14 protein-coding genes, 1 tRNA gene and 3 rRNA genes are annotated in these 21,599 nt (G+C 45.3%); 7 read left to right on the top strand and 11 right to left on the bottom strand.

The genetic code is table 11. From position 1 onward, the window contains the following. Nucleotides 1-49: 49 nt before the first annotated feature. From OAG1_RS13620 to rcsF, 5 genes are all read right to left on the bottom strand, one after another. Nucleotides 50-1,195, bottom strand: a complete 1,146-nt coding sequence (locus OAG1_RS13620) for a patatin-like phospholipase family protein (RefSeq protein WP_338621671.1) — start codon at nucleotides 1,193-1,195, stop codon at nucleotides 50-52. Between the two features lie 104 nt (nucleotides 1,196-1,299). Further along, a complete protein-coding gene (locus OAG1_RS13615) occupies nucleotides 1,300-3,000 on the bottom strand; it encodes a proline--tRNA ligase (RefSeq protein WP_338621670.1) in 1,701 nt (566 codons plus the stop codon). Between the two features lie 59 nt (nucleotides 3,001-3,059). Next, a complete protein-coding gene (locus OAG1_RS13610; protein ID WP_338621669.1) occupies nucleotides 3,060-3,680 on the bottom strand; it encodes an acyltransferase in 621 nt (206 codons plus the stop codon). Beyond that, nucleotides 3,670-4,389, bottom strand: a complete 720-nt coding sequence (gene tsaA, locus OAG1_RS13605) for a tRNA (N6-threonylcarbamoyladenosine(37)-N6)-methyltransferase TrmO (protein WP_338621668.1) — start codon at nucleotides 4,387-4,389, stop codon at nucleotides 3,670-3,672. The genes OAG1_RS13610 and tsaA overlap by 11 nt, the downstream gene beginning before the upstream one ends. Then, complete coding sequence (rcsF, locus tag OAG1_RS13600) at nucleotides 4,389-4,760, bottom strand: Rcs stress response system protein RcsF (RefSeq protein ID WP_194164041.1); 372 nt, start codon at nucleotides 4,758-4,760, stop codon at nucleotides 4,389-4,391. Before rcsF ends, tsaA begins: the two co-directional genes overlap by 1 nt. A 168-nt stretch (nucleotides 4,761-4,928) precedes the next feature. On the opposite strand from rcsF, the gene OAG1_RS13595 reads away from it, so the two are divergent. From OAG1_RS13595 to rrf, 7 genes are all read left to right on the top strand, one after another. After that, a complete protein-coding gene (locus OAG1_RS13595; RefSeq protein ID WP_338621667.1) occupies nucleotides 4,929-8,600 on the top strand; it encodes an ATP-binding protein in 3,672 nt (1,223 codons plus the stop codon). A gap of 109 nt (nucleotides 8,601-8,709) precedes the next feature. Continuing rightward, nucleotides 8,710-10,710 (top strand): methyl-accepting chemotaxis protein, encoded by a 2,001-nt coding sequence (locus OAG1_RS13590; protein WP_338621666.1) that lies wholly within the window; start codon nucleotides 8,710-8,712, stop codon nucleotides 10,708-10,710. Nucleotides 10,711-10,746: 36 nt separating this feature from the next. Then, nucleotides 10,747-11,301, top strand: a complete 555-nt coding sequence (gene gmhB, locus OAG1_RS13585; protein ID WP_338621665.1) for a D-glycero-beta-D-manno-heptose 1,7-bisphosphate 7-phosphatase — start codon at nucleotides 10,747-10,749, stop codon at nucleotides 11,299-11,301. Between the two features lie 481 nt (nucleotides 11,302-11,782). Further along, nucleotides 11,783-13,325: ribosomal RNA gene (locus OAG1_RS13580) — 16S ribosomal RNA — on the top strand. A 105-nt stretch (nucleotides 13,326-13,430) separates the two neighbouring features. Next, nucleotides 13,431-13,506 (top strand) — tRNA-Glu (locus OAG1_RS13575). A gap of 242 nt (nucleotides 13,507-13,748) precedes the next feature. Further along, nucleotides 13,749-16,638: ribosomal RNA gene (locus tag OAG1_RS13570) — 23S ribosomal RNA — on the top strand. Between the two features lie 111 nt (nucleotides 16,639-16,749). After that, nucleotides 16,750-16,865: ribosomal RNA gene (gene rrf, locus OAG1_RS13565) — 5S ribosomal RNA — on the top strand. Together the 16S, 23S and 5S rRNA genes with 1 tRNA gene alongside form the textbook arrangement of a ribosomal RNA operon. Nucleotides 16,866-17,159: 294 nt before the next feature. Here the strand turns inward: rrf and galU are convergent. The 6 genes from galU to trpB all read right to left on the bottom strand — a co-directional run bounded on the left by galU (nucleotide 17,160) and on the right by trpB (nucleotide 21,554). After that, on the bottom strand, nucleotides 17,160-18,056 hold the full coding sequence (gene galU, locus OAG1_RS13560) for a UTP--glucose-1-phosphate uridylyltransferase GalU (protein ID WP_338621664.1): 897 nt from the start codon (nucleotides 18,054-18,056) through the stop codon (nucleotides 17,160-17,162). 169 nt (nucleotides 18,057-18,225) lie between these two features. After that, on the bottom strand, nucleotides 18,226-18,498 hold the full coding sequence (locus OAG1_RS13555) for a ComEA family DNA-binding protein (protein WP_152785987.1): 273 nt from the start codon (nucleotides 18,496-18,498) through the stop codon (nucleotides 18,226-18,228). Nucleotides 18,499-18,622: 124 nt separating this feature from the next. Further along, complete coding sequence (locus OAG1_RS13550; protein ID WP_152785989.1) at nucleotides 18,623-18,922, bottom strand: YciI family protein; 300 nt, start codon at nucleotides 18,920-18,922, stop codon at nucleotides 18,623-18,625. A 4-nt stretch (nucleotides 18,923-18,926) separates the two neighbouring features. Continuing rightward, nucleotides 18,927-19,487 (bottom strand): septation protein A, encoded by a 561-nt coding sequence (locus tag OAG1_RS13545; RefSeq protein WP_338621663.1) that lies wholly within the window; start codon nucleotides 19,485-19,487, stop codon nucleotides 18,927-18,929. 70 nt (nucleotides 19,488-19,557) lie between these two features. After that, nucleotides 19,558-20,364, bottom strand: coding sequence for a tryptophan synthase subunit alpha (gene trpA / locus OAG1_RS13540; RefSeq protein WP_338621662.1), 807 nt, complete (start codon nucleotides 20,362-20,364; stop codon nucleotides 19,558-19,560). After that, on the bottom strand, nucleotides 20,364-21,554 hold the full coding sequence (gene trpB / locus OAG1_RS13535; protein WP_016400694.1) for a tryptophan synthase subunit beta: 1,191 nt from the start codon (nucleotides 21,552-21,554) through the stop codon (nucleotides 20,364-20,366). The genes trpA and trpB overlap by 1 nt, the downstream gene beginning before the upstream one ends. Nucleotides 21,555-21,599 lie beyond the last annotated feature (45 nt).

The raw sequence follows: 21,599 nt of genomic DNA, 5'->3' as shown, positions 1-21,599 counted from the left end.
TAGCGTCAAAAAACGCCGCTAGTTAAGAATAAAGCAATTTGTAGGCCAGCTAATCTTCCAAAAAAGCCAAAATTTTGTCAATTTGCTGCAGAGTGTTTTGGTATCCCTCTCTTATCAAATAGTTAGTGTAATCTTGCTCGAACATTAAAAAGCTGGTGATTGCCGAAGGTTTGTCTTTTTTAATGCCTAAGGTAGCCAGCATCAGCCGAACCGAAAGAGGCAATATACTAAAGTGGTTGTGTGCGGTTTGTTCGAAATCGATATTTGGTTTGATACTTAAAGAGTTAATAGGGCGCAAATCTAATTGTTTTTGCTGTTGTGGTGTTAATAACTCAATAGTTCGATTAATACGTTGTAAGCGCTCTAAATCTGAATTGAGGGTATCGGAAAACACCGAGTCGAGAAGATGACCTGCAATGGTTGCGCTATTCGGCGGAGGACAATCTATCGCGCAGTTGGGTTTGCGAGCTTGTTCTAAATGAATCGCCAATATTTTATCAGCACCTAAATGGATTGCTGGGCTAAGTGGGCAAAGCTGATGAATGGAGCCATCGCCGTAGTAATCTTGACCTACTTTCTCCGCCGGAAATATTAGAGGTATGGCTGTTGAAGCAAGTAGGTGGCTGGTATGGATTTGGGTTTTTCGCCCCAGCCGCCTGGCGCGTTGCCAGTTTTGTTGATGCTGCTTGGCTTGAAAAAAAGATAAAGACTGACCGTCTTGGTAATTTGAAGCGGTAACCGATAAGGCATGCAAATAGCCGGTGGCAATGTTCTGATCGATTCGCTTGTAATTAAGGTAATCGTTTAATAAGGCTTGTAAGGGCTGGTTATTGAGTAGGGAAAAGCCTTGTTGCTGGCTATAGTCTGCATGCAGGCTTTTGCACACCATTGATGATAATTGCTTGGCTATGGCTAAACTGTCGGTTCTAAAAACCTGCTTACATTTAAAGTTACGCCAAATGTATTCAAGCTTTTTAACCCCTAATCGAAAACAGGACGCATAGACGCCTAGCGCGGTAGCGTTTATCGCCCCCGCGGATGTACCACAAAGTATTGAAAAGGGACTGGCATGGTTTCTTGGGTATTGCTCTGCAATTGCTTTTAGAACCCCAACTTGGTAGGCCGCTCGCGCGCCGCCGCCGGTAAGAACAAGAGCGACTTTGGGTTTGTTTTTAGTGCTAGCCTTTTGATTCATAATAATATCTTAGCACAGCGTTTTATCACTGCTTGCTGGTGATATCACACTCCCAAAAACAAAAAAAACCGGCGAAGGCCGGTTTTTTAATCAATCTACAGATATCAGAATTGGTCGAAGATTTGCTCTACAGCCACTTCAACTTTTTCTCCGCTGCGACGATTTTTGTATTCAATCACACCTTTGTCTAGGCTGCGGTCACCAATAACGATAACGTGTGGAATGCCAATTAATTCTATGTCGGCAAACATGACACCTGGACGCTCTTTACGGTCGTCAAACAATACATCAATACCACGCCGCTTGGCTTCTTCGTAAAGCTTGTTAGCCACTTCTTGAACGCGATGAGATTTGTGCATGTTCATCGGTACAATGGCTAGCTTGAATGGCGCAATTGCATCTGGCCAGGTAATACCGTATTTGTCGTTGTTTTGTTCAATGGCTGCAGCAACGATACGAGATACACCCACGCCGTAACAACCCATGGTTAAGGTTTGGTTTTTACCTTGCTCATTAAGCACCGCTGCGTTCATTGATTTAGCGTAGGCATCACCTAGTTGGAAAATATGGCCAACTTCGATACCACGTTTTATTGACAAATTACCTGAACCGCAAGGGCTTGGATCGCCTTCTACCACATTGCGTAGATCTGCCACTTCGCCAAGTGCTACATCTCGCTCCCAGTTGATACCGAAGAAGTGTTTATCATCTACGTTAGCACCTGCACCAAAGTCACTACAGTGCGCGGCAGCGCGGTCTACAATAACTGGCATTGGTAAATTAACTGGTCCTAAAGAGCCTGGGCCTGCGCCAACTGCAGCGCGAATTTCTTCTTCACTAGCAAACTCAAGCGGTGAAGCTATCTCAGTTAAGTTTTCTGCTTTAATTTCATTGAGCTCGTGGTCGCCACGCAAAATTAATGCAATAAGTGAATGCTCAGATTCTTCACTGGCTTTCACAATCAAGGTTTTAACTGTTTGTTCAACCTTAATGTTGAACTGTTCAACGAGCTCTGCAATGGTTTTAGCATTTGGCGTAGCCACTTCTTGCATCTCTTGGCTAGGTGCTGGGCGCTCACCTGTAGGGGCTAAGGCCTCTGCTTTTTCAATGTTTGCCGCGTAGTCGCTGTTATCAGAGAATACGATCGCATCTTCGCCAGACTCGGCGAGAACGTGGAACTCATGGGATACGCTACCACCAATACTGCCAGTGTCGGCCAATACTGGGCGGTACTCTAAACCTAAACGCTCAAAGATACGGCAGTAAGCTACGTACATTTCATCATAAGTGCTTTGTAAGCATTCATCAGATAAGTGGAAAGAGTAGGCATCTTTCATTAAAAATTCGCGAGAGCGCATAACGCCAAAACGCGGGCGAACTTCATCACGGAACTTGGCTTGAATTTGGAACAAGTTAAGTGGAAGTTGCTTATAGCTATTCACTTCTCTGCGGACTAATTCGGTAACCACTTCTTCGTGGGTAGGGCCTAGTACAAAATCGCGCGAGTGGCGGTCTTTAAAGCGAAGCAGCTCTGGGCCAAACTTATCCCAGCGGCCGGTTTCTTGCCATAAATCTGAAGGTTGAACAGTAGGCATGTGGATCTCAATAGAGCCACTGGCGTTCATTTCTTCACGAACAATTTGTTCTACTTTTGAAAGAACACGCAAACCATTGGGCAGCCAAGTATATAAACCTGAGGCTAATTTTCTTACCATGCCAGCGCGCAGCATTAACTGGTGAGATACAATCTCTGCATCGCTCGGAGTTTCTTTCTGAGTTGCCAGAAGATATTTGCTAGAACGCATATCTGTCCTTTCATTTAGCTATTAAATTGCGGCGATTGTAACAGGCTAATTTAGCTCTGTCAGGCCTTGTCACGGCGGTCGCCGATGATTTTTGCAGGGTTACCGGCAACGATAGCCCATTTAGCCACATTTTTAGTGACTACAGTCCCCATTCCCACCACCGCATGGTCGCCAATTTCAATGCCATCTACAATACAAGCGTTAGCACCAATCCACACATCTTCGCCAATTATGACGCCTTTGGATCGGCTGTTTTGCCGCCAAATATCTTGCTCTGGTTGCATGCCATGGTTGAAGGCATAAATTTTAACGCCGTTGGCAATACGGCTGTTGTTGCCAATGCTTACGCCTTTTTGTCCGCCGTCGATGGAGCATCCGTGGTTTATGGCTACATGGTCGCCAATGGTTATTGGGCCATGCAAGAAACTTTGGGCTGCCACAAATGAGCTGTTGCCTAGCGAGACTAAACGCCCTGGCTCGGCAAATATATTGGCGTCTGGAGCAATGAAACAGTTCTCACCAACTTGTACGGTTTCTAGTGCTTGCAAATGTTGTTGGATATCTTTTTGCCAGGGCTTGGCCCATTGCAGGTGTTTAGCTTTTAAACGGTAATAAAGCCATGGCATCCAAGCAAGGCGCTGTTTATGTTGTTGCTGATAGTCCTGAGGTTCAAGCTGCATGGGTCACCGAAACAATTTCTACTTGTGACTCACTTGCATTAACTTCTAGGATTCGCCAGCGGATATTGAATTGATATAAGGCCACACCGTACTCTCGGTCGTCAGTTTTGTTTTGTTTGTATGCTGGGCGTGGATCTTGGGCTAATACCTGCTCTATCACCAGCCGTTGAGTTTGTTCTATGTTTAGTTGCTGAGCTTGTTGCAAGGCTTGCTGAGACCAAATCACTAGTAACTGTTGCTGTGGTGCTTGCTGTGCGTAACCAGCCTGCGCTTCTGGAATGCTGTCAGCGTAAGGTAAGTAGGGTTTTACATCATAAATAGGAGTGCCGTTAACTAAATCGCCACCTTTGAAATGCATGGCCAACTTACTTGGGCTGCGTTCAACGTGACTAAGTTCAAGTAAGGATAAACCTAAGTGATTAGGGCGAAACGACGAACGAGATGCTAATACGCCCACTTTTTTGTTTCCGCCTAAACGTGGTGGGCGTACCTTTGCTTTCCAGCCAGATTTAATATTTTGATGAAAGGCAAACACTAACCAAAAGTGACTAAACTGCTCCACACTGTCTAGTAAATCAGGATCATTAAAGTCGGAGTTGAAGACTAAGCTGCTGGTTGTTGCATTAACCAAGCCGGGTTGACGTGGCACCGAAAACTTCTCTTGATAAGGGGAGTGGATAAGGCCCAAAGGAGATAGCTGGATATTCATTACTTTTCAATTCTGTAGGCTTTGCCAAAACAACTTAACATGGCAATGCATGCTGCAGGTTCTTCAATTGGGTAGCATTGTTGAATAGTGACTACATTGGCCCCAATTCCGGCAGCTTGCTCGCGAAGATTATTGCGTGCATCCACTTTTTGCGGTGGTGCTTGATTGGCTTTTTCTTGGCAACTTAGCCCTTCTACAATGCCTAAGTATTCTGCTTGCAGGGGATCGATTTGTTCATCGTTCACAATTTCCACTTCGGTGGCAGGTAAATAGTTTTCAAAGTTTTCTTTATCTACGTTGGTATTAAAACTGTAGTTGCCACTACAAGCTATTAGGCTGCTGCTAAGCGCCATTATTAGAAAAACACGCATACACTTCCCTTGAATCAAATACTTGAAGCTGGTCATTAGCTGGTAAAATTGACATGTACTTATTGATAATACTGGGTTTATTATAACATCACTTAGTTTCGCTTGTTGTTTCAAGTTAATGCTGAATAGCGAAAAAGTTTTTAGGATGTTTTACCAAGGATATAGGTAATGTCTAAACCTAACATCAGCATGTTTCGCAATTTAGATTTAGCATGGCGGCACAGCATTGGCTTGCTATTTTCGCTGGTGTTGGTGGTAGCGCTGGCCTTTTGGGGGCGCCAGTCTTCAGCGTCAGTCGCTCCCTTAGTTACTGTTATGGTGGCGATGCTTAGCATTATTCTGCCGCTTTTTGTTGGCTTAATGTGCCGCAGTTTTTACCGTAAGAAATACAGTTACACTATGTTGGTTTTTGGCGCCGCCTTTTTCTCGGTGTCGGGTTTAGAGCTTTGCTACTTTATTCTCAACTATCCCTCCTTTTTAAGTGTTCAGCCACTATCTTCGAATACTGTAGCGATATGGTCTGGGCTGATTACACGTGGCTTTTTAGCTGCTGTGTTGCTCATTTGCGGGGTGCTGCTTAGCCGTTACGAGCGCTTAGCCAACGGTGGGAAAATGAGCATTGCAGTGCTGGCTATCGGTAGTGTGATATTTTCTTTTTTAAGTGTCGCCTTTCTTTATGTAGTGTCATTACCTTTTATGCAGGTTGCTTTAGCCCATCTTCATTCAGTGTTGGAATTATTGGTTACTGCGGTATTTGCCATTGCTATCGCTTATTTTGGCTGGCGTGGCCGTTGGCTAAATTGCACCCTTGAGTGTGGCGTATTTGCGTGTGTGTGCATTCAATTTATTTTGTACTTTTGGCCGGTGTCAGAAGACTTAGGTGTTAACAGCTTTGCTGTGTTTTCTTTGTCGTTAATTAAGCTAAGCAGTTACCTGGTGGTTGCCGTTGCTAGCTACTTGGAGTTAAGAGCGCCTGCGCCAGTCACTACTATAGAGCGGGAGCGACGCCGCGAAGACCGGCTGATTCGCTTAATGGAGCGAGCTAGGGGGAAGCAGTACTCGTGGTTTAAACGCAGTAAAAGCTCCATTAGTACTTACGTTACCTTGCTCAGCGGTTGCTTGGTGATAGCCGGGGTTACGGTAACTTACCTTATTTTTTATTTTTCTTTTGTTGCCAGTTTAGAGAGCGAGCGTGAACAGCAACTAAGTTTACGAAATGCAATTCAAGTTGAGCGCCTAGATCGAGAAATATCTCATGCTTATGAAGAGCTCAGCCATCTAGCTGAGCAATCCTTACTTGATGGGTTTATTCAGCAGCAATTTGTAGACGAACGCTTCATCAATGTTGAACCCGATTTTTGGCATTCGCGCTTGAGTAGCGATATTCGTCAGTTACTTAAACGGGAAAAAGCTTTACTGGCCGCGCATCTTATTGTGGTTAGCCAAGGCCAACAATTTGAATATCTCTCAGTAGGAAAGCGAATTGGTCAAACGCCGCCGAAGGCATTGCTATTAGACGCAGAAAAGTTGCCAGACAGAGTGCATGCTCAAACAATTAGACAAAATAGCCAAGGCGTATGGTACTTGGCAACCAGTGTGCAACATAGCGATGGCGGTGTTGCCGCTATATGGCTTTTTGAGTATCGCCTTGATGATTTATTTAAAGTATCGCAGCAAGCGTCATCAAATCGTTCTAGTCAACATGCTGAAACCACCATTGGGCCTTTGTTGGTGTTCGACATTAATGGAGAGCGATTGTGGCGCAGTGAGCATGGCAGAGGGCAGTCTACGAGCTTTCAAGCCTCAGAATATCAACGCATCAAGCAGCTAATCAATTCTCCCGTTAGAGATTTGCCAGAACAAGTGGTTAAGTTTGGCTCTTACATACTAAGTATTCAGCGCCTGCCTTATTTGCCGTCGAACGATCAAGAGTATTTGGATTTAGTGCAAATAACTGATTACGAGGAAACTATCGCAGCCTCACAAATGGCGGCTAAGCAAGCTTTGTTAGCGGCAGCTGTAGTCATCGGCTTAATGGTGCTAGTAGGTTGGTTTTTTGCTCACACTATAGTTGCGCCATTGCGCTACATAACCAACGCAACGTTGTTGTTTGGTGAGCGCAATATACAGGTGACCTTGCCAGATAAATCTAATGATGAAGTGGGCGTATTAGCCCGAGCCATAGGCCAAATGACGGCAAAAGTAGATGCGCGTACTGAACAGCTCAATGATGAGATTGCCGAACACCAGCGTAGCCAGCAGCAGTTAAGCATTGCTAGGCGAGATGCAGAAACAGCTTCGCAAGCAAAAAGCGACTTTTTGGCAATGATGAGTCACGAGATCCGTACCCCGCTAAACGGTATTTTAGGAATGACTCAGTTACTTAGTGCTTCCTCGTTGTCTGAAGAGCAAATTGAGCACGTAAATACTATTCGCCTTTCTGGCAAAGCTTTATTGGTGATTGTTAATGACGTATTGGATTTCTCTAAGGTAGAAGCCGGTAAAATGGAGTTACGCTTGGATGCATTTAGCTTGCATTTAACCTTGCTTGAGGTGGTTAAGTTATTCTCTCCTCAAGCTAAAGCCAAGCATTTGAGTTTGCATCTCGATTACCCAGAACATTTACCTAAGGTGTTCATTGGTGATCAGGGCAGGGTGCAGCAAATATTCATTAACCTCGTCAATAATGCGATTAAGTTTACCGAGGTGGGCACGGTGAATTTAAGTGTTGAATACAGTCAACAGCCAGGTGCCGAGGAAGCTGTATTAGTAAGAGTAACCGACAGCGGCATTGGTATTGCCGAAGAGTCTATCAACAATTTATTCATGCCTTTTGCTCAGGCAGATAGCTCAACAACCCGTCGTTATGGCGGCACTGGTTTAGGGTTGGCCATTTGTCAGCGCATTGTTACCTTAATGGATGGCGATATATCGGTGACATCGGGTTTAGGGGTTGGCTCAGAGTTTAGTGTGAGCTTACCTTTGCAAAGTGTTGAAGATGATGTCCTAAGCGTAAGTGTTACCGACAGTCGTGAACAGGCTGTATTAAGCAAGTTATCTGGCCACGTATTGTTGGTTGAAGACACTGTGGTTAATCAACGTGTTGCTAGCCATATGTTAGACAGTTTTGGCCTTAAAGTTATGATCGCTCGTGATGGCCATGAAGCCATAGATCTGTTTAAGCGTTGGGGCTCAAAACTTTCTCTCATTTTAATGGATTGCTTGATGCCTGACATGGATGGTTATGAAGCCACTATGGTTATTCGGGAACTTGAAAACCTCGCTCAGCGAATTCCCATTATTGCGTTAACAGCAAGCGTTAGCTTAGAAGCAAAACAGGCTTGTTTTGATGCTGGAATGGATGACTATGTGACTAAACCATTTGACCGAGTAGGCTTATATGTTTGCCTACGTAAATGGTTGAATACAAAAAATGCTAGTGTTGAGCAAACGTTGCTAACAAGCAGCGATGAGCTTTCTAACGTTCAATATCAACGTATTTCACCAACTGAGCTTACTAAGCTGTCAGAAAGTATGGGGGATGAGTTTGATGCCTTATTGCAGGAATATCAAAAGGGCGCAGAGGCAATGATTGAAGAGCTATTGCAAGCTTTAAAGGTTAAGCGTTACCAAGATGCAGTACGTTTAGCGCATGGCCTTAAATCTAGTAGTAGTTATTTCGGTGCAAGCAGTTTACAAGCTCAGTGTTTAGCGCTTGAAGAGGGCTTGAAAAAACAACCGGTTTTGGATGAGCATATAGCACTTGCTGCTGGTTTATTTGAAACTCTTAGTGAAACTATGCTGGAAATCGAACAGCATATCCGCTTATATTCTAAATAGATTGGTATTTTTAGGTTTGCTGGATGTAAACCACGATGCGTTGTAGCTTTAGGCAAATAGACTAGCCTTAAACAACAGCATCGTTTTTTTGTGGAAAGGAGTTCTCTTCGTGTCTATCTCGAATAAGCTGTTATCGGCTTTTGGTTTCGTTGCTATTTTGATGTTTTGTTCCGCCGTTATCGTGTTTATTCAACTAGATAAAATTGCTCAAAAAGAGCGGCAAATAGTTGAAGTTAGTGTTCCTGTAGTTGCCCAAAGCAAAGAAATTGAGCGACACCTTCAGCAATCGCTTAGTGCTCTTCGAGCCTACCTCATCCATGGCGCAGATAAACAACGCGCCGAGCATTTTCAAAGCCTATTTGAACAGTCTTGGCTAAACATTGACTTGGCCGTAGAGCAAATCCAACTGTTAAGCGATATAGCGGTTCCAGAGCAAACCTTAACTAGCTTTTTAGCCTTAAAAGAACTGCAGCAACAAATTATTAAAATTTCCAATAGCGAAGATAACCTACCTGCCCACGCTTTATTGCTGTTTGATATTGCTCCCTTAGCTGAAGAAGCGATGAACCAGGTTTCTAGTGCAGTCACCGAAGAAATTTCTCAACCCGGCTTATATAGCCCCAAAAAACGGGTACGCTTGTTAGCAGATATGAGCGAAGCGCGTAATGAACTGGCCAATGCCCTTACTAGCTTGCGTAGTTTTATTATTACTGGCGATAAATATGAACAAGAGAAATACCAAGAGTATTTTGCCAGGCATAAACAGCGGGTAGCCGACGTAGAGGCCGCAAATAATTTATTTACGGAAGAGCAAGCTCGGCTGTGGCAACAATTTGTCGAGTTAGTTGATATTTTTGTTCCCCTAGTCGATGAGATGTTTGTGATACGAGCTGCACCTGACTGGAATATTGCCAACCACCGTATGGCCAACGAAGTTATTCCCTTAGTGGCCGATATTGAATTGCAACTTAATGACTGGAATATGCAGCAGCAAAATGTGTTAGTTAGCCACCAACAGGAACTAGAGCGTTTAGGCGAGCAAGTTGTGCTGGTGGTATTTGCTGGTGCTGCTATTGCCGCGTTATTGGGTGGCTTGGTGGTGCTTTGGTTAACTCGTCAAATTAAATCCAACCTGGCTCTAGTCAATCAACGAGCAATGCAAATAGCCAACGGAAACCTTTCGCAACCGGCGTTAAAGGTTAGCGCTAAAGATGAGGTGGGGCAGCTTACTGGCTCCATCAATGCGATGGCAGAACAGCTAAAAGGATTAATAACAGAGGTTAATCAAACTGCTGCAGATGTGAGTCAAAGCAGTGTGAAGGCCTTTGATAAGAGCTCGGGCATTGGCACAGCTCTTGATGAACAGCGTTCGAAAGTTGACTCAGCGGCTACTGCTATTGAAGAGATGTCTGTAGCAGCTAGGGAAATAGCGCAAAACACTTCTCAAGCTGCTGACCATGCAAGAGATTGCGGAGACGTCGCAAGCCAAGGTGGGCAAGTGGTGACAGATACCATTTCCATTATGCAAAAAATCGAAGGTTCTGTAAGTGATAGTAATCAGCACATCGCTAAGTTAAACCTGGCCGGTGAAGAGGTAGAAAAGATTACCGATGTTATCGCTGGTATCGCTGAACAAACCAACTTGTTAGCGCTAAATGCAGCCATTGAAGCAGCTCGTGCTGGCGAGCAAGGGCGTGGTTTTGCTGTAGTTGCTGACGAGGTGCGTAGCTTGGCTAGCCGAACTAGCCAATCCACAGAAGAGATTGCTCGAATTATCAACCAAATTCGTAGCCTAACTGAAGCGGCTAACCAGAGTATGTCAAAGAGTACCGAACTGGTTTCTAGCGGCCGCAATGTAGTTAATAAGGCAGGAGATGCGTTGCATCAAGTTATCGACACTACTCAGGGTGTTACCGAAATGGTTACCGCGATTGCAGCAGCCACCGAGGAACAATCTGCAGTGGCCTCCGATGTAGCCGCAACACTGGAAACAATTGCTCTTATTGCTCAAGATTCAGTGAGCGAAGCTCAATCTAGTGTAAATGATGCAAAGTCGTTAGAAGAAAAATCCAATCAACTCAAGCAACAAATTCAACGCTTTGTATTGTAGAATGAGCCCTTAATTGACCTAGCAAAGAAAAAATTAATGAAACAAGCCGCAGTGTTTTTGGACCGAGATGGAGTTATCAACCACGATCGGGCCTATGTATCCCAAGTTGATGACTTTGAGTTTATCGACGGCGCTATTGAGGCGATGCAAAAACTCAAAGAAGCAGGTTGGTTGCTTGTGGTTGTAACTAATCAAGCGGGTATTGCGCGTGGCTACTTTAGTGAAGAGCAGTTCTTAAGCCTAACCGAATGGATGGATTGGTCGCTTGCTGATCGCGGCGTCGATTTAGATGGTATCTACTACTGTCCTCATCATAGCGAATACGGTGATAAAAATTACCGCCAAGATTGTAACTGTCGTAAACCTAAACCAGGTATGTTGCTAGAAGCCGCAGCAGAACTAGATATTGATCTAGAAAAGTCTTGGTTAGTCGGGGATAAAGCTTCAGATATCTTGGCTGCCCAAAATGCCGGAGTGCCAAATAGATTGTTGGTAAGCGGTCAGTACGATGTGAGCGAACAAGATAAAGCTTTAGCGACTGCTACGATTTCGTCTCTAGCTGAAGCGACTAAGTATATTCTAAAGGGCTAGATCAATTTTCTTCCTTTTATCTTTACTTTCTAGTAACTCTTAGGGGATAGATTTATGCAAATAAGCTATCCTTTTAAAGCTTTCTTGTTCACTATCTGAACACTTAACCGTGTTTCTGTGATTTTCTTCAAAAAACGCTTGCGCCGCGGGAATCGATCCCTATAATGCACCTCCACTGACACGGCACGCAGCGCACTAAAGCGAAGCAAGGCTACGTCAGGGTTAGCAAGGCCTAGGGCTGAGTTAACCGGCTCTCAAACTTCTTTTTAAAATGTTTTAAAAAGCGGTTGACAGCCACAGAGGAAAGCGTAGAATGCGCACCTCGCTTCGGCAAGAAGCAACGCTCTTTAACAATTTATCAAGCAATCTGTGTGAGCACTCACAGGGCCTTAAGCGAAAAAATTAAGCTTAAGTGAACTGGAGTCTTGCACTGTAAAACACAGTAATAATTTCAGTTTTTAACTTTGAGCGAAAAAACTTTTGATTGAAGAGTTTGATCATGGCTCAGATTGAACGCTGGCGGCAGGCTTAACACATGCAAGTCGAGCGGTAACATTTCTAGCTTGCTAGAAGATGACGAGCGGCGGACGGGTGAGTAATGCTTGGGAATATGCCTTTACGTGGGGGACAACAGTTGGAAACGACTGCTAATACCGCATAATGTCTTCGGACCAAAGGAGGGGACTCTTCGGAGCCTTTCGCGTAAAGATTAGCCCAAGTGGGATTAGCTAGTTGGTAAGGTAATGGCTTACCAAGGCGACGATCCCTAGCTGGTTTGAGAGGATGATCAGCCACACTGGGACTGAGACACGGCCCAGACTCCTACGGGAGGCAGCAGTGGGGAATATTGCACAATGGGCGAAAGCCTGATGCAGCCATGCCGCGTGTGTGAAGAAGGCCTTCGGGTTGTAAAGCACTTTCAGTCGTGAGGAAGGGGTATAGCTTAATACGTTATATCTTTGACGTTAGCGACAGAAGAAGGACCGGCTAACTCCGTGCCAGCAGCCGCGGTAATACGGAGGGTCCGAGCGTTAATCGGAATTACTGGGCGTAAAGCGTACGCAGGCGGCTTGTTAAGCCAGATGTGAAATCCCCGGGCTCAACCTGGGAATGGCATTTGGAACTGGCAAGCTAGAGTTTTGTAGAGGGTGGTAGAATTTCAGGTGTAGCGGTGAAATGCGTAGAGATCTGAAGGAATACCAGTGGCGAAGGCGGCCACCTGGACAAAAACTGACGCTCATGTACGAAAGCGTGGGGAGCAAACAGGATTAGATACCCTGGTAGTCCACGCCGTAAACGATGTCTACTAGTTGTCTGTGAGTTTAACTCGTGGGTAACGCAGCTAACGCATTAAGTAGACCGCCTGGGGAGTACGGCCGCAAGGTTAAAACTCAAATGAATTGACGGGGGCCCGCACAAGCGGTGGAGCATGTGGTTTAATTCGATGCAACGCGAAGAACCTTACCTGCCCTTGACATACTGAGAATTTACCAGAGATGGTTTAGTGCCTTCGGGAACTCAGATACAGGTGCTGCATGGCTGTCGTCAGCTCGTGTCGTGAGATGTTGGGTTAAGTCCCGCAACGAGCGCAACCCCTATCCTTATTTGCCAGCACGTAATGGTGGGAACTCTAGGGAGACTGCCGGTGATAAACCGGAGGAAGGTGGGGACGACGTCAAGTCATCATGGCCCTTACGGGCAGGGCTACACACGTGCTACAATGGCATGTACAGAGGGATGCGAACTCGCGAGAGCAAGCGGACCCCAAAAAGCATGTCGTAGTCCGGATCGGAGTCTGCAACTCGACTCCGTGAAGTCGGAATCGCTAGTAATCGTAGATCAGAATGCTACGGTGAATACGTTCCCGGGCCTTGTACACACCGCCCGTCACACCATGGGAGTGGGCTGCAAAAGAAGTGGGTAGTTTAACCTTCGGGAGGACGCTCACCACTTTGTGGTTCATGACTGGGGTGAAGTCGTAACAAGGTAGCCCTAGGGGAACCTGGGGCTGGATCACCTCCTTATTATGATGCTTAGGTTTTGTGACGTGTTCACACAGATTGCTTGATGAAAAAGAAAAGAGAGAAGTTCTAGTGTGGTGTAGAACCAACGAGAACAGCTACTGCAGTGTCCCGTTCGTCTAGAGGCCTAGGACACCGCCCTTTCACGGCGGTAACAGGGGTTCAAATCCCCTACGGGATACCATTTTCTCTCACTGGTTTGAGAATACAAAGCTAAGCATTTGTTTATATAGTGCTTAGCTTTGGTTTCTAAGGAACCAATTGCTCTTTAACAATTTGGAAAAGCTGATAAAAAAATATCTCAAGAATATGAGTTTAATAACAAGTGTTCTTGGTATTCAAAAATAAGGTGATCGTACTCGAATGGCAGGAATTATACAGCCTGACCATTCAAGTGATTTAAGCGACAACATTTAGGTGTTGTATGGTTAAGTGACTAAGCGTATACGGTGGATGCCTTGGCAGTCAGAGGCGATGAAGGACGTGTTAATCTGCGATAAGCCATGTTAAGTCGATAAAAGACGTTATAGACATGGATTTCCGAATGGGGAAACCCACTGCATTTTATGCAGTATCGTAACGTGAATACATAGCGTTGCGAGGCGAACCCGGGGAACTGAAACATCTAAGTACCCGGAGGAAAAGAAATCAACCGAGATTCTGGTAGTAGCGGCGAGCGAACCCGGATTAGCCCTTAAGCTTTTAGGTGATTAGTGGAACATTCTGGAAAGGATGGCGATACAGGGTGATAGCCCCGTACATGAAAATCTACTTTAAGTGAAATCGAGTAGGACGGCACACGTGATATGTTGTCTGAATATGGGGGGACCATCCTCCAAGGCTAAATACTCCTGACTGACCGATAGTGAACCAGTACCGTGAGGGAAAGGCGAAAAGAACCCCTGTGAGGGGAGTGAAATAGAACCTGAAACCGTATACGTACAAGCAGTGGGAGCCCCTTCGTGGGGTGACTGCGTACCTTTTGTATAATGGGTCAACGACTTAATTTCAGTAGCAAGGTTAAGCGAATAGCGGAGCCGTAGGGAAACCGAGTGTTAACTGCGCGCATAGTTGCTGGGATTAGACCCGAAACCCGGTGATCTAGCCATGGGCAGGTTGAAGATTGGGTAACACCAATTGGAGGACCGAACCGACTAATGTTGAAAAATTAGCGGATGACTTGTGGCTGGGGGTGAAAGGCCAATCAAACCGGGAGATAGCTGGTTCTCCTCGAAAGCTATTTAGGTAGCGCCTCGAGCGAATACTGATGGGGGTAGAGCACTGTTAAGGCTAGGGGGTCATCCCGACTTACCAACCCTTTGCAAACTCCGAATACCATCAAGTACTACTCGGGAGACACACGGCGGGTGCTAACGTCCGTCGTGGAAAGGGAAACAACCCAGACCGTCAGCTAAGGTCCCAAAGTGTATGTTAAGTGGGAAACGATGTGGGAAGGCTTAGACAGCCAGGATGTTGGCTTAGAAGCAGCCATCATTTAAAGAAAGCGTAATAGCTCACTGGTCGAGTCGGCCTGCGCGGAAGATGTAACGGGGCTAAACATACCACCGAAGCTACGGGAGCATGCTTGCATGCTCGGTAGAGGAGCGTTCTGTAAGCCGTTGAAGGTGAATCGTAAGGTTTGCTGGAGGTATCAGAAGTGCGAATGTTGACATGAGTAACGATAAAGGGGGTGAAAAGCCCCCTCGCCGAAAGACCAAGGTTTCCTGTCCAATGTTAATCAGGGCAGGGTGAGTCGGCCCCTAAGGCGAGACTGAAAAGTGTAGTCGATGGGAAACAGGTTAATATTCCTGTACTTCGTATAATTGCGATGGGAGGACGGAGAAGGCTAGGCCAGCGTGGCGATGGTTGTCCACGTGAAAGGCAGTAGGCGGTAAACTTAGGCAAATCCGGGTTTACATTACGCTGAGAGTTGATGACGAGTGTCTACGGACACGAAGTGGTTGATGCCCTGCTTCCAGGAAAAGTCTCTAAGCTTCAGATTATACGAAACCGTACCCCAAACCGACACAGGTGGTTGGGTAGAGAATACCAAGGCGCTTGAGAGAACTCGGGTGAAGGAACTAGGCAAAATGGTACCGTAACTTCGGGAGAAGGTACGCTCTTGATGGTGATGGGACTTGCTCCCTAAGCTGCTGAGAGTCGCAGATACCAGTTGGCTGCAACTGTTTATTAAAAACACAGCACTGTGCTAAATCGAAAGATGACGTATACGGTGTGACGCCTGCCCGGTGCCGGAAGGTTAATTGATGTGGTTAGCGTTCGCGCGAAGCTATTGATCGAAGCCCCGGTAAACGGCGGCCGTAACTATAACGGTCCTAAGGTAGCGAAATTCCTTGTCGGGTAAGTTCCGACCTGCACGAATGGCGTAATGATGGCCAAGCTGTCTCCACCCGAGACTCAGTGAAATTGAAATTGCCGTGAAGATGCGGTGTACCCGCGGCTAGACGGAAAGACCCCGTGAACCTTTACTACAGCTTGACACTGAACATTGACCCTACATGTGTAGGATAGGTGGGAGGCTTTGAAGCGTTGTCGCTAGATGACGTGGAGCCGACCTTGAAATACCACCCTTGTAGTGTTGATGTTCTAACGTTGGTCCCTTATCGGGATTGCGGACAGTGTCTGGTGGGTAGTTTGACTGGGGCGGTCTCCTCCCAAAGAGTAACGGAGGAGCACGAAGGTTGGCTAAGTATGGTCGGACATCATACGGTTAGTGCAATGGCATAAGCCAGCTTAACTGCGAGACAGACACGTCGAGCAGGTACGAAAGTAGGTCATAGTGATCCGGTGGTTCTGTATGGAAGGGCCATCGCTCAACGGATAAAAGGTACTCCGGGGATAACAGGCTGATACCGCCCAAGAGTTCATATCGACGGCGGTGTTTGGCACCTCGATGTCGGCTCATCACATCCTGGGGCTGAAGTCGGTCCCAAGGGTATGGCTGTTCGCCATTTAAAGTGGTACGCGAGCTGGGTTTAGAACGTCGTGAGACAGTTCGGTCCCTATCTGCCGTGGGCGTTTGAGAATTGAGGGGAGCTGCTCCTAGTACGAGAGGACCGGAGTGGACGAACCGCTGGTGTTTGGGTTGTTATGCCAATAGCATTGCCCAGTAGCTACGTTCGGAACTGATAACCGCTGAAAGCATCTAAGCGGGAAGCAGGCCTCGAGATTAATTCTCACTAGGACTTTAAGTCCTCTGAAGGGCCGTTGGAGACTACAACGTTGATAGGCAAGGTGTGTAAGTGCTGTGAGGCATTGAGCTAACTTGTACTAATTACCCGTGAGGCTTAACCATACAACACCTAAAGGGTGTTGCTTATAGATACTTTATTTTAGAAACCATGAATACTTGTTAGTGCTCATGAGATGTTTCAGCTTTTTCGAATGTTAAAGACAACAGTTTTTGCCTGGTGGCAATAGCGTTGTGGACCCACCTGACTCCATGCCGAACTCAGAAGTGAAACGCAACTGCGCCGATGATAGTGTGGGGCTTCCCCATGTGAAAGTAGGTCACCGCCAGGCTCTCATACTAAGCCCTCGTCTTACGACGAGGGCTTTTTTATTGCCTGCGATTTAGTCTCTCAGGCATATCAATCATTCAATCCTCAGTCATTTCATTAACAGCACTAACCTAGCGCATCACAGACATCACCCTCTTGCACATACAAGGTCGACCAGTGATTACGCTTGGCTGTTTCTAAGCAAGGCTAGCCCGCTTAAGTGGAAGAAAATATTTCTATCAATTAGGAGGTTGTCGATTAAAAAAGCCTGTTTGTTAAACAGGCTTTTTTAATCGAGAAAGTGATTGTGGATTTACTAGAGCTTCAGCTCAGACAAGTATTTCTTGAATCGGTCTCTTAGTTCTGGGTGGCGTAAGCCAAATTCAACGATGGCTTTCATATAGCCAAACTTACTACCACAGTCATGGCTTTTTCCTACCATGTAGTAAGCCTGAGTAGTTTCTTTCTTCATTAAACTAGCGATGGCATCTGTTAATTGAATTTCATCTCCAGTCCCAGGAGGGGTTCTTGCGAGCTCCTTCCAGATTTTAGCTGATAATACATAACGGCCCACAACAGCAAGATTAGAAGGAGCATCCTCAACAGCGGGTTTTTCTACAGAACCAACCATGTCTGCTGAATTTCCGGGTTTAAGCTCGCTGCCGTTGATGTCTACAATACCAAACTTGCTAACATCTTCCTGAGCTACTGCTTCAACCATTACTTGGCTAGAGCTTGTTTGATTAAACTTCGCTACCATGTCTGCCAAGTTTTCAGCGCGAAGGTCTGAGGTTGAGTCATCCAGCACTACATCTGGTAGAAGTACGGCAAAAGGTTCGTCGCCAATAAGTGGGTGAGCGCATAGAATTGCGTGTCCAAGACCTTTTGCAACGCCTTGTCGTACATGCATGATAGTAACGTCTTTTGGGCAAATAGAACGTACTTCATTAAGCAATTGACGCTTTACCCGTTTCTCTAATGTAGCTTCTAGTTCGAAGCTGGTGTCAAAATGGTTTTCTATTGAGTTCTTACTAGAGTGGGTTACTAAAATGATCTCTTTAATGCCTGCAGATATTGCTTCTTGAACAACATATTGAATTAGCGGCTTGTCTACAATGGGTAACATCTCTTTAGGGATGGCCTTGGTGGCGGGTAGCATTCTTGTTCCTAGTCCTGCTACCGGTAGTACCGCTTTTCGTACTTGTTGGGTCATTTTCAGTCTCTTGAAAAAGTAAGGTTAAATGCCCGTGCACTGTAACATGCCAAAATGACATTTTAAATTGAGATATTTGCGAATAGATATCCCCGTGATAATTTTTTGAAGTGGAAAAGCCATCGCCCTCGCAGTGGTAGCGAGCTACGGACGATGTTGTGTGGGTAACTTAGTCTACGTAGATTCGGTCTTTGTTATCGAGGTAAATCTTTTCACCAATGCCTGGCACTAGCACAATTTGTTCAATGTTCTTGAAGTTACCATGTTGCTGGCGGTACTGAACAATTGCTGTTGATTTCGACTCACCTACGCCTTTTAAAGAATCTAGTTGTTCTGCGCTGGCAGTATTTAAGTTGATTGGTGTTAAATTTTCATTAGCTAAGGCTGATTGCATATTAATTAAACTAAATACGAGCACCAATGCCAGCTTAAGTAATTTCATGGTTCATTCTCCTTTTTGATAAAACCATGAATAACAGTAGAGGATATGTTTTATATGCGAATCACTCATTTGGGCTAAATTGTGACACTAAAATGACAAATGGGCGATAGCTCGCCCAATTAGATTAAGGAAGTACTTTTTTGAAGGGCTTTACACTTACCTTTGCGTAAACGCCTGCAGCCACATAAGGGTCTGCGTCTGCCCATGCTTTTGCATCTTCTAAGCTTGAAAACTCTGCTATTACTGTAGAGCCTGTGAAGCCTGCTTCTGCTGGGTCATCAGCATCAATAGCGGGCATTGGGCCAGCAACTAATAATCGTCCTTCGTTGAGTAAAGCGTTTAAACGCTCTAAGTGAGCTGGTCGCGCTTGTTTGCGTTTATCTAAGCTATTAGCCACATCTTCCGCATAAATTACATACCACATGCTATTAATCCTTTTTCTCTGTGAGTGATTCTTTTTGTTCTTTAGGTAAGTGTTTGTATAAGTAAACGACAGTGCCTACTGTAAACACCAAGGTTAAGCCGAGTAGGCCAAACACCTTAAAATTAACCCAAAATTCTTCTGAGAAACTGAATGCAATATAGAGGTTTAGTGTTCCGCAAGCGATGAAAAAAAGTGCCCATGAGACATTCACTTTTGACCAAACGTTATCAGGTAAGGTCATTTCTTTGCCTAGCATCTTTTTGATCAGTGGGCTGCCAAATACAAACTGACTCACTAACAGCACCAAACCAAAGATCCAGTTAATAACCGTAGGTTTCCACTTAATGAAATCGTCATCGCGTAGGATTAGGGTTAAGCCACCAAAAACCAATATTAGAACAAAAGAGATGAGATGCATTTTCTCAACTTTTTTGTTTTTTAAGTAGGAAATAGCTAATAGAACCGCCGTAGAAATAATTAATGCAAGGGTTGCTGCGTAGATATCCTGCATTTTATATATAGCGAAAAATATAATTAAAGGGATAAACTCGAAAAATTGTTTCATAGTTCCTCAGCGTAAGCTGTTAATAAAAAAGCCGCTAAAAAGCGGCTTTTGATAGTAGCAAGATCTTTAACTAAACGGTAGCCGCTTTCATGTCACTGGCAAATTGCTTGAGTGTTACAAGCATTTGCGCTTTGTCATCAAGGTTGTTTTCGATGATCTTAACTACGGCTGAACCCGATATCGCACCAGCTGCGCCAGCTTCAATGGTTTCTTTAACCTGTTGAGGAGTTGCGATGCCAAAACCCAGTAAAGCTGGCGGCGCATTATGTTGCTTAAGTTTGTTTAACAACTCTCCCACTGGCGCGCCTGCTTTGGTTTCTGTACCGGTTACGCCTGCTCGGCTAACAAGGTAAGTGTAACCTTGTCCATACTCAGCAACTTTAGCCAATGTAGCTTCATCGGCGTTTGGTGGCGCAATAAAGATACTTTGCAAGCCATGTTTATCAGCCGCTTTTCTAAAAGGCGCTGATTCACGAATTGGCACATCTGCAACCAGCACCGAGTCTACGCCTGCTGCTGCCAGCTTTTGATAGAAAGAATCAATACCGGTTGAATACACGAGATTAGCGTATAACAAAAGACCAATAGGTACCTCTGGATGTTTTTCACGAATAGCACTTAGCATTTCTAAACATTTAGGAGGGGTAACATCAGCTGCTAATGCGCGAACGTTAGCTCCTTGAATGGTAGGGCCGTCAGCTACTGGATCAGAGAAAGGGATACCCAACTCTAAAGCATCCGCACCACCTTCAACTAAGGCATCAACAATGGCTAGAGATTGCTCTAAATTGGGATCGCCAAGTGTTACAAAGGGAACGAAGGCGCCTTGTTTTTCGCTTGTTAGACGTTCAAATAGATTAGCGTAACGTTGCGTCATTATAAGCTTCCTCTTTGTTCGAATATTTCGGCTACGGTAAAGATGTCTTTGTCGCCACGCCCCGATAGGTTTACCAACAATATCTGTTCTTTGTCTTTATCTTGCTTAGCGAGTTTTAGCGCGTAAGCCAGCGCGTGAGCAGACTCTAGAGCGGGAATAATACCTTCACTCTCAGCTAGAGTTTGGAATGCGTCCAAGGCTTCTTCATCGGTAGCTGATTCATAATCTGCTCTGCCGATTGAATTCAAATAAGCATGCTGCGGGCCTACTGATGGAAAATCTAAGCCAGCTGAAATTGAATAAGACTCTTCAATTTGACCATTTTGGTCTTGCATCAATAACGAATGCATACCAAAAAACATACCTTTGCGGCCATGTTTAAGTGGAGCGCCATGTTGGTCGGTATCAATACCTTTACCCGCAGGTTCTACGCCAATTAGTTTTACATCTTCTTCTTTGATGAAGTCTGCAAACATGCCGATTGCGTTAGAGCCACCGCCCACACATGCAATTACCGCATCAGGCAAGCGACCTTCGGTCTCAAGAATCTGCTGTTTGGCTTCTTCGCCAATCATTTTCTGGAATTCGCGAACAATGGTTGGGAATGGGTGAGGGCCGGCTGCTGTACCTAATAAGTAGTGAGCGCTGTCATAACTGGCTGCCCAGTCACGCAAGGCTTCGTTACAGGCGTCTTTTAGGGTAGAAGAGCCGCTGTGTACTGGGATAACTTCTGCACCCATTAGCTTCATTCTGAACACGTTAGGCTTTTGGCGTTCACAGTCAATTGCGCCCATGTAAACACGGCACTTTAGACCAAGTAAGGCACACGCTAAGGCGGTCGCTACTCCATGTTGGCCAGCACCGGTTTCAGCAATAATTTCTTTCTTACCCATGCGTTTTGCTAATAGGGCTTGGCCTAACACTTGGTTGGTTTTATGTGCACCACCATGTAATAAGTCTTCACGCTTTAGGTAAATTTTGGTTTTAGTACCCGCAGTTAAATTGCGGCACAAGGTTAGAGGTGTTGGTCTGCCAGCATATTCGCTTAATAGCCCGTTGAACTCTTCAATAAAGCTAGGGTCTTCTTGGGCGTCGATAAAGGCTTGTTCTAGTTGATCGAGCGCTGGCACTAAAATTTGTGGAACAAACTGCCCGCCAAACTCGCCGAAATATGAATTTAGTTTACTCATTGTTGACTCTTATTCGTTAAAAATGGTTAACGCTTACTAATCTGC

This window comes from Agarivorans sp. OAG1 (assembly GCF_037076485.1).
Classification (GTDB): Bacteria; Pseudomonadota; Gammaproteobacteria; order Enterobacterales; family Celerinatantimonadaceae; genus Agarivorans; species Agarivorans albus.
Note: the sequence above shows the minus strand (reverse complement) of the source record. Positions and strands in the feature narration are given on the sequence as shown.